At 73.5% G+C, this 12,401-nt stretch carries 10 protein-coding genes; 2 read left to right on the top strand and 8 right to left on the bottom strand.

From position 1 onward, the window contains the following. Positions 1-4: 4 nt before the first annotated feature. The gene (locus tag ACI780_RS10915; protein WP_457002869.1) at positions 5-1,225 is read right to left on the bottom strand and encodes a serine hydrolase domain-containing protein; all 1,221 of its coding nucleotides are present in this window, start codon (positions 1,223-1,225) and stop codon (positions 5-7) included. Between the two features lie 58 nt (positions 1,226-1,283). Continuing rightward, complete coding sequence (locus ACI780_RS10910; RefSeq protein ID WP_456872502.1) at positions 1,284-2,684, bottom strand: TonB-dependent receptor; 1,401 nt, start codon at positions 2,682-2,684, stop codon at positions 1,284-1,286. Positions 2,685-2,926: 242 nt separating this feature from the next. Between ACI780_RS10910 and ACI780_RS10905 the strand changes: the two genes are divergently transcribed. Next, on the top strand, positions 2,927-4,324 hold the full coding sequence (locus tag ACI780_RS10905) for an amino acid permease (RefSeq protein WP_456872501.1): 1,398 nt from the start codon (positions 2,927-2,929) through the stop codon (positions 4,322-4,324). A 112-nt stretch (positions 4,325-4,436) separates the two neighbouring features. Then, a complete protein-coding gene (locus ACI780_RS10900; RefSeq protein WP_457002866.1) occupies positions 4,437-4,796 on the top strand; it encodes a hypothetical protein in 360 nt (119 codons plus the stop codon). A 69-nt stretch (positions 4,797-4,865) separates the two neighbouring features. Here ACI780_RS10900 and ACI780_RS10895 read toward each other — a convergent pair whose 3' ends face one another. The 6 genes from ACI780_RS10895 to ACI780_RS10870 all read right to left on the bottom strand — a co-directional run bounded on the left by ACI780_RS10895 (position 4,866) and on the right by ACI780_RS10870 (position 12,293). Continuing rightward, on the bottom strand, positions 4,866-5,498 hold the full coding sequence (locus ACI780_RS10895) for a hypothetical protein (RefSeq protein WP_457002864.1): 633 nt from the start codon (positions 5,496-5,498) through the stop codon (positions 4,866-4,868). 9 nt (positions 5,499-5,507) lie between these two features. Further along, positions 5,508-6,392, bottom strand: coding sequence for an alpha/beta fold hydrolase (locus tag ACI780_RS10890; RefSeq protein WP_457002862.1), 885 nt, complete (start codon positions 6,390-6,392; stop codon positions 5,508-5,510). Positions 6,393-6,462: 70 nt separating this feature from the next. Beyond that, positions 6,463-7,914: a family 14 glycosylhydrolase gene (locus tag ACI780_RS10885; protein WP_456872497.1), complete on the bottom strand. Its 1,452-nt coding sequence runs from the start codon at positions 7,912-7,914 to the stop codon at positions 6,463-6,465. 101 nt (positions 7,915-8,015) lie between these two features. After that, positions 8,016-10,235, bottom strand: coding sequence for an RNA polymerase recycling motor ATPase HelR (helR, locus tag ACI780_RS10880; protein ID WP_457002860.1), 2,220 nt, complete (start codon positions 10,233-10,235; stop codon positions 8,016-8,018). A 181-nt stretch (positions 10,236-10,416) separates the two neighbouring features. Next, the gene (locus ACI780_RS10875) at positions 10,417-10,941 is read right to left on the bottom strand and encodes a hypothetical protein (RefSeq protein WP_457002858.1); all 525 of its coding nucleotides are present in this window, start codon (positions 10,939-10,941) and stop codon (positions 10,417-10,419) included. A gap of 83 nt (positions 10,942-11,024) precedes the next feature. Continuing rightward, positions 11,025-12,293 carry a hypothetical protein gene (locus ACI780_RS10870; protein WP_457002856.1) on the bottom strand — a complete coding sequence of 423 codons (1,269 nt, stop codon included), beginning with the start codon at positions 12,291-12,293 and terminating at the stop codon, positions 11,025-11,027. Positions 12,294-12,401 lie beyond the last annotated feature (108 nt).

The raw sequence follows: 12,401 nt of genomic DNA, 5'->3' as shown, positions 1-12,401 counted from the left end.
CCCGTCACGGCACCGGGCGCGCCTCCAGCGACCGGTACAGCGCCGTCTCGAACTCCAGGTAGCCGCCGAAGGACGTCGCGTCCCCGAACGGGAGCACCTGGGTGGCCCAGAAGCCGCCGTACCCGTTGTCCCGGTCGATCCAGTAGAAGAGGTTGCCCAGGCCCGCCCAGCCGAGCCCGCCGGCGGGCCGGCCGGTGGGGGCCGGCTCGTCGTTGACCATGAACGGCAGCGACCACGACTTGGACACCCCGGGGAAGAACTCCGCGTCGTTGGACAGCGACGGGATGACACCCGGGAGCGCGGTCACCTTGAGGTCGCCGCAGTGGTTCTGCACCGCCATCCGCACCGTCTCCGGCTGCAGGACGACGCCGTGCTCGCCGCGGCCGTCGTTGAGCCACATGCGCATGAACCGCGTGTAGTCGCCGACCGTGCCGTAGAGGCCGTGGCCGCCCATGTGCACCTCCGGCGACGAGGGCAGCTCGAACTCGATCGGGGTGAGCGACCCGTCCTCGCCGCGGGTGTGCATGCCGGCCAGCCGGGTCCGCAGCGCGTCGGTCAGCTCGAAGGTCGTGTCGTGCATGCCCAGGGGCGCGAAGACGCGGGAGGCGAAGACGTCCCCGAGGCGCTCCCCGGTGATGCCCTCCACCACCTGCCCCACCCAGTCGATGTTGCTGCCGTACTCCCACCGCTCCCCCGGGTCGGCCAGCAGCGGGGTGGCCAGCGCCGCCTTGGAGGCGGTGATGACGCTGGGCTGGCCGTGCTCCTCGGCCATGCGCCGGTAGTGCTCGTTGAAGAAGTCGTAGCCGAACCCGGCGGTGTGGGTCAGCAGCATCCGGGTGGTCACCTCGCGCCGGGGGTCGCGCAGCCGCGGCGAGCCGTCGGCGTCGAACCCGTCGAGGACCTTCACCTCGCCGAGGGCCGGGGCGTACGTGCGCGCCGGGGCGTCGAGGTCGAGCCGGCCGTCCTCGACCAGTTGCAGCGCGGCGGTCGCGGTGACGGCCTTGGTCGTGGAGAAGAGCGCGAAGACCGTGTCGGGGGTCATCGCCACGCCGGACCCGAGGCTGCGCTCGCCGGCCACGCCCTCGTAGACGTCGCCGTCGCGGTCGGTGACGAAGGCGACCACCCCGGCGACGGGCGCCTCGGCGTGCACGGTGCGGTCGAGGACCCCGTCGGCGTCGGCGGCGAAGCGCGCGTCGAGGCGCTGGTCCCCGGTGGTGTGGGTCATGGCTGTCCTCCTTCTGGGACGGGACGCCGGCGCCGGTGACGCCGGCGGTCGTGCGGGGTCAGCGGTCGCGCCGGTAGCCGAAGAAGCCGCGCTGCTTGATCAGCTCGCAGACCTCCGGCGGGACCATCGACTCCCAGCTCCGGTCGTCGGTGGGGATCCGCTTGAGCACGTCCCGGCTCAGGATCGGCAGGTGCTCGGGCTTGTAGCGGTCCAGGTGGACGAAGCTCCCCCGCCGCGCCAGGTAGTCGTAGAGCGGCTGCAGCTGCTCCCCCACCGAGACGGTGTCGACGGTGGTCACCTCGCCGTCGCGCAGCATCGGGTGCACGAACAGCCGCAGGTCGTTCTTGAACAGCCGGCCGAAGCTCTCGAGGATGCCGCCGGGCAGGTCGGCGTGGCTGGACTCGTCGAAGAGGTCCAGCAGGCTCGGGACGCCCATGACCATGCCGATCCGCCCGTCGGTGCGCCAGGCCAGGTAGGCGGCGAGCCGGTGGTAGGCCACGTAGTCGGAGATGAGCACGGTCATCCCGCAGGCGGCCAGCAGATCGGCGCGGGCGAGGAAGTCCCGGCGGTCGACGACGTCCCCGCCGGCGCGCAGGTTGGCCATCGTCAGCTCGGTGAGCACCAGGACGTCGCGGCCGGCGACGGCGGGGTCGCACTCGAACTCGGCCCGCGCGGCCTCGAGCATGTCGATGTTGACCACCGTCGGCGGGCGGAAGCTGCCCCGCTCGACCAGGATCGCCTTCTTGCGCAGCACCTCGCTGGGCTGCAGGACCCGCCGGTCGGGGCCGAACATCGCCGCCCCGCTCAGGCCCAGCTGGACCAACGTGAGCGCCATGACCCGGTTGTCGACCGTGCGGAACTCGATGCCGCTCATCTCGACCATGTCGATCTCGATGCGGCCGGTGCCGAGCTGGTCGAGCAGGCTCGCGAGCAGCTTCTCGGGCTCGTGGTGCTGGAAGAAGGCCGCGTGCAGCAGGTTCACGCCCACCACGCCCAGCGCCTCCTGCTGCTGCGGCGCCTCGTCGTCGAGCATCCGCACGTGGACGACGACCTGGCTGGGCTCGTCGCGCGGGTGGGACTGGAACTTCACGCCCATCCAGCCGTGGCACTCGTTGCCGCCGCGGTAGCTGCGGGCCACCACCGTGTCGGCGAAGGCGAAGAAGGCGGTGTCGTCGCCGCGCTGGTCACCCAGCCGGTCGATGTTGAGCTGGTACTCGTGGTCCAGCATCGCCTGCAGCCGGCCCTTGGAGACGTAGCGGTCGCTCTTGCCGTAGACGGCGTCGCTGACCGCCATGTCGTAGGCCGACATCGTCTTGGCCACGGTGCCGGCCGCGCCGCCGGCCCGGAAGAACCACCGGGCGACCTCCTGGCCGGCACCGATCTCGGCGATGGTGCCGTACCAGCGGGGGTCGAGGTTGATCCGCAGGGCCTTCTGCAGGGTGTCCACGCCGGCGTCCATCGCGGGCTCCGTCCTCGCCAGGGTGGCGGCGAGCGTAGTCGCTGGTCCACGGCGCGGCACCCGCGCGCGGACGGCCCGCGCCCGGTCCCTCGTTTTGCGCACCGCCCGGGAGTGTGGGGAACCTGGGCGGCCACCTGCGTCACCCGCGCGCCCGGGACCCGGCGACGACGAGGAGCCCCATGAGCACTTCGGCCAGGCAGTCCACGAGTCGATCGGTCTGGCGGCGCATGCCGGTGGACCGCATGGAGGAGATCGAGGCGGAGGGCGGCGGCGGGGCGCTCGCGAAGAGCCTGGGCCTGTGGCAGCTGACCGCGATCGGCGTCGGCGGCATCATCGGCGTCGGGATCTTCTCCCTCGCCGGGCTGGTGGCCCACGGCGACGCCGACAACCCCGGCGTCGGCCCGGCGGTGCTCGTCGCCTTCCTGATCGCCGGACTGGCGTCCGCGGCGGCCGCGCTGTCGTACGCGGAGTTCGCCGGCATGATCCCGCGGGCCGGGTCGGCCTACACCTACGGGTACGTGGCCCTCGGCGAGCTCATCGGGTGGTTCATCGGCTGGGACCTGCTGCTGGAGTACATCGCCATCGTCGCGGTCGTGGCGATCGGCATCTCCGGCTACCTGGAGGCGCTGCTCGACGGCCTCGGGCTCAGCCTGCCGACGGCGGTCACCGCGTCGGCCGAGGAGGGCGGCGTCGTCAACGTCCCCGCCGTCCTGATCTGCCTGCTCGTCACGTTCATCCTCAGCCGCGGCACGCGGGCCTTCGGCCGGTTCGAGCTCATCGCCGTCGGGATCAAGATCCTGCTGATCCTGTTCATCATCGGGCTGGGTGTGTTCTACATCGACGTCGGCAACTACGACCCGTTCATGCCCTCGGGCTTCGGCCCGGTGCTCACCGGCGCGGCCACCGTGTTCTTCGCGGTGTTCGGCTACGACGCGATGAGCACCGCCGCCGAGGAGGCCGAGGACGGCAAGAAGCACATGCCCAAGGCGATCATCCTGTCCCTGGTGATCGCGATGCTGCTCTACGTGGCCGCCACCCTGGTGCTCACCGGCATGCAGGACTACCGGGACATCGATCCCACCGCCGGGTTCGCCTCGGCGTTCGAGGGCGTGGGCCTGCCGGTGATCGCCAGCATCATCTCCGTGTTCGCCGTGCTGTCGATCATGACCGTGATGCTGACGTTCCTGCTCGGTGTCACCCGCGTCTGGTTCTCCATGAGCCGCGACGGGCTGCTGCCGCGGTGGTTCGCGCGGGTCGACCGCAGCGGCACCCCGCAGCGGGTGACCTGGATCGCCGGGATCGCGGCGGCCGTGCTCGCCGGCGTCTTCCCCATCCGTGCCGTGGCGGACCTGACCAACATCGGGATCCTGTCCGCGTTCGTCGTCGTGTGCGTGGCCGTGATCGTCTTCCGCTACACCCGGCCCGACGCCCCCCGCACGTTCCGGCTGCCGCTCATGCCGCTGGTGCCGGCGTTCGGGGTGGTGGCCTCGGTGTTCCTCATCGCCCAGCTGCACTGGGAGACGTGGCTGCGCTTCGGGGTCTGGCTGCTCATCGGCCTGGTCATCTACGTCGGCTACGGCCGCCGGCACTCGCTGCTGGACCCCGACAGCCCGCACCACCGGCGGCAGGCCGACGTCTGAGGCGGCCCGGGCCGCCCCTCCCCACGCGGGGACCGCTTGTCAGCCCCCGCGGACGTGCCCATCATCGGACCGCGGGGTCGGCGCCCCGTGCCCGGTGCTGAGGGGAGGACCGATGCGCGCTCGTCGAACGGCACGGCTGGGACTGGTGGTCGGCGTGGCCTCGGTCGCCGTGCTCGGGACCGCACCACCCGCCTCCGCCGAGCCGGCGGAGGTCCTCCGGCCGGAGTGCGGCTGGGCGCCGGACCCGGAGAGCGGGGAGACGGAGAGCATCCCGGGTACGGGCATCACCCAACCGATCACCGCTGACACCTGCGTGGTGGTGCTCACCCCGTCCGGCCAGGTGCGCTACGTGATCCAGGGCCAGGCCCCCGCCGAGTACTCCGCCGAGCGGACCCTCGTGCTCCGAGGTGCATCGAGCACCCTCGTCGTGACGCCGTCGGGCCGGATCACCGAGCGCGGCACCCTCGGCTGACGTCACCACGACGCGGGTCCGCGTCCGGAGTGCGGCCTCCGGGAGTCGGACCCGGGCCGGGCGCCGACCTCAGCGGCGCAGCGCCTGGCTCTCCCGGTAGGACAGGTCGCGCACGGCGCGGAAGAGCGCGACCGGCTGCAGGTCGTCGGCGCCCAGGGTCGGGACGAACCGGAGCTCCTCGGACGCCGGGGCGGGCACCGCCGGACCGAGCCGCAGGTGTCCCCACCGGGTCCAGCCGCCGGCCAGCGTGGCGGCGAGCAGCTCCCACCCCTGCCCGCTGCCGTCGTCGCGCGCCCCGAGCAGGACCAGCCGGCCGCTCCCGGTGCGGTACGGCAGCACGGAGGAGAAGGTGCGCCCCAGGGGCTGCGGCAGGAAGAGGTGCCGCAGCACCGGCGGGCCGCCGGCGGTGTTGACCAGCACGTCGAGCGGGCCGCCGCCCCTCCCCTGCCCGTCGAAGCGGACGGCGAGGCCGACGACGTCGGGCAGCGGCTCGGGCAGCCCGGCCCCGCGGGAGAGGCGGACGACGACGTCGTGGCGGGCCGCCTCGTCGAGCAGCCGCGCGCCCCAGGTGCCGCCGCCGTCGGTCTCGACGGTGCCGGTGGAGGCCCGCCCCCGGGGGTGGAAGACCCGTGCGCCGCGCACTGCGGTCCCCAGCGCGAGAGCGGAGGCGGTGACGGCACGGGGCAGGGCGAGCAGGTCCATGCCCCGCGGCTACCCGGCGGGGCCGGGGGTGACCCCCTCGGGTCCCTCCTGTGGCGCGTCGAACAGCGCGAGGAGCATGGGCACCAGCCAGTCGAGGCGGTCCAGCACACCGCTGCCCGGGGGCATGAAGTGGGTGGTCCCCGGCAGGATCGCCAGCCGCGCCCGCGGGAGGCCGGACAGGTCGCCCATCGCGCCCCCGCCGAGGAGGCGGAAGAGCTCGACGACGTGCTCGAGGCGGATCGCGTCGGCGTCCCCGGCGACGAGGAGGGTCGGCGCGGTGATGCGCCCGACGTCCTCGGCCGGCCAGTCGAAGGGGGTCTCGTCCAGGGTCTTGAGCTTCTCGACCAGGACCGGGAAGTGCCCGGGGTCGGGGGCGACGGCTCGGTAGGTGGCCTCCATCGGCGACCCGGCGAACACCTCCGGGGTGATGCCCGGGATCATCGCGAGCAGTTCCGGCTGCATGCCGGCGCTCGCGTGCGACGCCGAGACGACGGCGAGCGTGCGGACGACCTCCGGGTGGCGGATCGCCACCTGCAGTGCGGCCGCCCCGCCCATGCTGAAACCCATGACGTCGGCGCGCTCGATGCCCAGGTGCGCCAGCAGGCCCGTGGCGTCGTCGGCGAGCCCCTCGTAGGTGATCGGCCGGTCGACGTCGGCGGTGCGGCCGTGGGCCTGCAGGTCCGGCACGACGACGCGACGGGTGGCCGCCAGCGCCGACACCAGCGGCCCGAGATCGCCGGTGGTCATGTACGCGCCGTGCAGCAGCAGGACCGGACTGGTGTCGGGGTCCGGGTCGGCGTCCTGGTCGGGGCCGTGGACCTCGTGGTAGATCCGCAGCCCGTTGACCGGCGCGTACCCGGTCCTCGGTCCGCGGGCGTGCGCGGTCCCGGTCACGTCGCTCCCCTCGGTCCCGGGGCGGGGCCGGGGCGTCCGCGGCGACGCGGACGCCCCGACCTCGCAGCCGTCAGCGGTTGGGGCTGTACTTCTGGATGAACTGGGCGTACCGGGTGGCCCCGGTCCCCCCGGCCACGTCGTTCATCCGCAGCACGGTGAGGCCGAGGTAGCCCCACCCGTCGAAGGCCTCGTTGATGTTGTCCCAGCCGCCGTCCCAGGTGACCCCGCCGCTGAGCGCGTTCTCGCCCTTGAGCTCGACGCCGACGCGGAACGCGTAGTCACCGATCCACTGGACCAGGGTCTGGGCCAGCGAGTACTGCGGCGGGTAGTCCTGGTCGTCCATCTCCAGCGCGGTGAAGTGCATGACCACCTCGCGCGGGCCGCCGTCGAAGCGGTTGGCCAGCTCGATGATCCGCGCGTAGCCGTGGCCGGTCGCCCACGAGTTCTCGTCGACGCTGGTCTGGATCAGCCCGGTGGTCACCTCGGTCGCCCGCGGGTGCAGCGGGTTGGTCATCGTCCAGTGGATGCCCGGGACCTTGTAGCCGATGTCCGCCTGCGGGAACTCGTTCCCCAGCGTGCGGATGACCGTGGTCAGCACCCGCTCGCCGTGGTCGACGAGCGAGCCGTTGTACCAGTCGACGAAGTCGCGGCCGTACTGCGTGTCGGAGTAGGCCTTGCTGGTGAAGAACGTCTCGGCGTCGGCCGGCGGGGCGATCTGGTCCACCGACCGCAGGTCCGTGCCCCAGGCGCGGTTGACCGCCCGCAGCGACCCATACTGCTTGACCATCGACTTCTGGAAGTCGCGGATCGCCAGCGGGGAGTACGACTGCAGCGCGCCGCGGGTCGGGTAGCCGGTGCCGACGTCGTGGCTGTTGTAGGAGGGGTAGCGCAGCTCACCGGACGGGCCGAGGGAGACGTTGATCTCCACGACCTCGTCGGCGTAGACGTCGCCGTAGCGCTGCTGGAACGCCCGGGTGAAGTCCCGGTACTCGTTCATGACGACCTGGTCGGCCCAGCCCTGCACGGTCTCGGGGCTGTAGTTGCCCTGCTCGCTCCTGTGCTGCAGGCCGTTGGGGCCGAGCTTGATGCCCTGGTAGCTGCGGCCCTCGTACTTCGGCCACAGCCACGACGGCAGCAGGCTGGTGTAGTCGTCGCCGACGTTCCCGCCGCACTGGTGGAAGGACAGGATCGGCGCGAGGTCGAGACCCTTCGACGTGATGACGTCGAAGACCCGGTCGTAGTAGGTCCAGTCGAACTGGTTGTCGCCGGCGGCCTCGACGTCGCCCCACCAGACGTCGACGCTGACGGCATCCACGCCGTAGGCGGCGACGGCCTCCAGGTCGGACTCGAAGTCCGCCCAGTCGGTCACCTTCAGCGGCGCCATGACGTTGGCGGTGAACTCCGGGTTGTCCAGGGCGACGGGCCCCGGCGGCACGGGACCGTCCGCGGGCGCGGCCTGGGCGGTCCCGGCGCCGGCGACGACCAGTCCGAGGGCGGCGAGCATCACTGTGGTTCGTCTCACGGCCCGGCATGCTGCCAGCCGGTCACGGTCCGGTCACAGGGGGGTTTCCGGTCGTTGTCGTCCCCCCGGCGTGTCCCGCCACGACGCGCCCGGCGCCCCGCTCAGCCGCCGGTGAGGACGACGAGCTGCTGGGTCGCGCGGGTCATCGCGACGTAGCGGTCGACCGCCCCCTCGACGCCGTCGCCGAAGCGGTCGGGGTCGACGAGGACGACCAGGTCGAACTCCAGCCCCTTGGCCAGCACCGGCGTCAGCGACCGGACCCGCGGCGTCGGCGCGAACGTCGGGTCCCCGATGACGCAGGCGGTCCCCTCGCCGTGCGCGGCGAGCCAGGCGTCGAGGAGCGGCCGCAGCCGTGCGACCGGGCCGTGGACGACGGGGACGCCGGTGCTGCGGACGGAGGTGGGCACGTTGGCGTCGGGCAGCGCGGCCCGGATGACCGGCTCGGCCTCGGCCATGACCTCCACCGGCGTCCGGTAGTTGACGGTCAGCGAGGCGGTGCGGACCCGGTCGAGGCCGACCCGCCGCAGCCGCTCCTCCCACGACTCGGGGAAGCCGTGCCGGGCCTGGGCGCGGTCGCCGACGACGGTGAAGCTGCCGGACGGGCAGCGGAGCAGCAGCATCTGCCACTCGGCATCGGTCAGCTCCTGCGCCTCGTCGACGACGACGTGCGCGAACGGTCCGGCCAGCAGGTCCGGGTCGGAGGAGGGCGCCGCGGCGTCGTCGACCAGGGCTCCCCGCAGGTCCTGGCCGCGGAGCATGGACATCACCTTCATGTCCGAGTCGTCCGTGGCGATCAGGTCGGCCATCACGTCGGCCATGCGCAGCCGGTCGGCGGCGACCGCGGCCTCCTGTCGCCGGCGGCGCCGGGAGGTCTCCGGGTCGCCGAGGCGCTGCCGGGCGGCGTCGAGCAGCGGCAGGTCGGCGAGCGTCCAGGCGTGCGGGTCCGCGCGCTGCAGGACCGCGACCTCGCCGGCGGTGAGCCACGGCGCGCACCGGCGGAGGTAGGCGGGCACCGACCACAGGTCCCCGACCAGGTCGGTCGCCTCCAGCAGCGGCCAGGCCCGGCCGAAGGCGCGCACCAGCTCGCGGTTCGCGGCCAGGGCCCGCCGGTACGCGGCGTCCGGGTCCTCCGGAGCCAGCCCGTAGGCGTCGAACTCCTCCTCGGCTCCGTCGTCGTCCTCGCCGTCGTCCTCGCCGAGCTCGTCCCTGAGCTTGTCCACCAGGATGCGCAGCAGGGCGTCCCAGACCTGGTCGCGGGCCTCGTTGTGCGGCGCAGCGGGGTCGCGGGCGTCGAACGCCTCGGCCCAGTCGTCCGCGTCCAGCGCGACGGTGGCCCAGGGTGTCACCACCTCCGTGCCGTCCGTGGGTGGCTGTTCGTACAGCCGCACCGCCGGCTCGATCGCCCGAACCATGCGGGCGTCGGCCTTGAGGCGGGCCACCGCCGGGTCGGTCTCGGGGCCCGCGCTGGCGCCCTGGGGGACCAGGCCCGGCACGGTGCAGGTCTGCACGCCCTCCTCCCCCAGGCTCGGCAGGACGTCCGAGACGTAGGCGAGGTACGGCTCGCTCGGTCCCACGAAGAGCACGCGGCCGCGGTGGGCACCGAGGTGCGGATCGGAGTAGAGCAGGTAGGCGGTGCGGTGCAGGGCGACCACGGTCTTGCCCGTCCCCGGACCGCCGTCGACGACGAGGGCGCCGGCCGACCCGGCGCGGATGATCGCGTCCTGGTCGGCCTGGATGGTGCCGAGCACGTCGCGCATGTGGGCCGAGCGGGTGCTGCCCAGGCTGGCGATGAACGCCGACTGGTCGTCGAGCGCGGCGTGCCCCTCCAGCCCGTCCGGGGTGAACACCTCGTCCCAGTAGTCGGTGACCCTGCCGCGGGTCCAGCGGTAGCGGCGGCGGCTGGCCAGCCCCATCGGGTCGGCGTGGGTGGCGCCGAAGAAGGGCTCGGCGGCCGGTGAGCGCCAGTCGACCAACAGGCGGCGGCCGGCGCCGTCGGTGAGGCCGAGCCGTCCGACGTACACCGGCTCGGAGCCGTCGGTCCGGACGATGCGGCCGAGGCAGAGGTCGAGGCCGAAGCGGCGCAGGGTGCGCAGCCGGGCGGTCAGCCGGTGGACCTCCAGGTCCCGGTCGAGGGCGGCCTGCCCGTGCCCGCCGGGTGCCCGGCGCTCGGCGTCGAGCCGGGCGGACAGGTCGGCGACGGTGCGCTCGAGGCTCTCGGCGACGTCGGCGAAGAAGGCCTCGTCGTCGGCGATCAGCGCCGGGTCGGCCTTGGCGGAGAGGTGGTCGGGCAGGTCGAAGGCGGTGGTGGTCAGGGGACGCACGTGGGGACTCCCGTCCGGGCCCGACCCCGTCCCGCCGCTCGGCAGGCGGACGTTCTCGCAGGTCAGGGCCTCGGCCGGCGAGTGTGCGCCCCGACCCGGGTCTTGCCGCAAGCCCCCGGGTGCGCTATAGCTTGGAGGTGAGGGGAGCGGGTGTCCCCTCCTCCGCAACCGCCGTCCCGGGCTACCTCTGGGACTGCCTCCGGGCCCGGCCCGACATCGTCCCGAAGCCGATGACGACGGCGGCGCCGGCCAGGACGTAGCCACCGGCCACCAGCAGCCGGACCGCCGGCGATCCCAGTGCGCCCAGCGCGCCGATCGACGAGACGACCAGACACGCGGTGGCGCCCGCCGTGTAGTAGCGGGCCACCTTCGGCCCGGGGCTCAGCCGCTCCCGCAGCATGGTGGTCCGCACGGCCGGCAGCCAGGGGTGCTGGCTCTCCAGCTCCACACCGGCGTCGAAGTACGTCCGCAGGAGCGCCGCGTACACCCGGAGGTCGAGCAGCCACAGGAGGGTGATCCCCACGGCGGCCAGCACGCCCAGCAGCGCGAGGACGGCGCTGGGGTCGAGGGGGAGTTCGGCTCCCTCCTTGCCGAGGAGGAACCCGGCGGCGGCGAACAGTCCGAGGAGCCAGGTCGAGGCGAGCGTCCGGTAGGTGGACTGCATCTGGTTGAAGTGCCGCTCGTACAGCCCGATCTCCACGATCATCGACCAGATCAGCTGTCGCTCCTCGACCGCACCGCCCGGGAGCGGGGGTGGAGGGGTAGCTCGACGGGACCGGATCGGCACGGCTACCCCTGTCCCCCGGGCGCCAGCAGGTGGGACGTGGGCGGACAGTGCGCCATGAGCCAGCGGACGACGGCCTCGTCGAGCGGCTGCAGTCCCGGCTCGCCGGACGACACCGCCTGCACGGCCGCACCGATCATCGCGATGCGGGTCGCCTGCATGTAGCGGGGAGGGACCGTGTTGACGCGCCCGTCGAAGTTCACGGGGAACCCGGAGTTCAGCAGCGTGACCGTCCGGTCCGCGAAGGTCAGCACGAGGTCGTCGTGCACGGACGCGGCGTCGGGCTCGCTCCCTCTCGTCGTCACCGAGTCGGCTGCCGCGAGGAGCTCCTGCCTCGAGAACTCCTCGTCCCCCGACGAGGCGCTCGCCAGGACCGCGCCGTCCTCCACCTCGTCGACGTCGGCCGGCCCGAAGGAGGGATGGCCGGAGCAGCCGACGACCACGTCGAGACCGTGCCGGCTGGGGCCGCCGTCCGACGAGCGACGATCCCAGACGGGCAGCCCCGCCGCCTGCGCCCAGGCGCGCGGTCCCGGAGCGGGGTCCGCGATCGCGACCTGGTCGCGCCGCAGACCGGCCACCTGCACGAGGGCCTGGGCCACGGAGCGGCCGACGACCCCGGCACCGACGACCAGGACCCGGGAGCGGTCCGTGAGCGTCGACCGTTCCCGGAGCCTGCGGTGCAGGCTCTCCCAGACAGAGCGTCCGATGCAGGGCCCCTCGAGCGCACGCTTGGGGAGCGACTCGGCGACGTCGACGACCGGCACCGTGGCGGCGACCGCGGCGACCGACGACTCCTCCCGGACGTGCATGACCCCGCGGGTCGTCTGTTCGACGATGCACAGCGGCCGCTGGACGCCGACCAGCCCGGCGGCGAGTGCCTGCAGGACGTAGGCGCCGTCGTCCAGGACGAGCAGCGGCACCCCCGGCGGGAGCACGGCGTCGGCGTCGACCAGTGCTGCGGCGACCCGCCGGACCTGACCCGGCCGGTACGGCTCAAGGAGGCTGTGGGTGGGGGACGCGAAGTGTGGCTCCGGGATCCCCAGTGCGGCCAGGTGTCGCTGCACCGTCCGGTTGGCGCTGTAGGGGACGTCGACCCACCAGACGTCACGCGCCCGCAGGCCGAGGGTGAGCAGGCCGGCCACCATCGGGACCACGGTGCCCATCTGGTGCTGGACCAACAGGGCGGCGTGGTGGGCCAACGGACGCTCGCCGGAGGCGAACTCCGCGAGGAAACGGTCGACGAGGGGCAGGCGCCGGGGGACGCGGTCGGGCACGTGCCACCCGCGCCGGGCGGCACGGGTCCCGCGGGAGCGGCGCGACGCGACGCCGCGGCCCGAGGAGCCGCCCGGCGACGATCTCGGTGCCGCAGGCATCCGTCCCCC

The sequence above is a fragment of the Geodermatophilus sp. SYSU D00814 genome (genome assembly GCF_054050055.1).
This window is presented reverse-complemented; position numbering and strand designations above follow the sequence as displayed.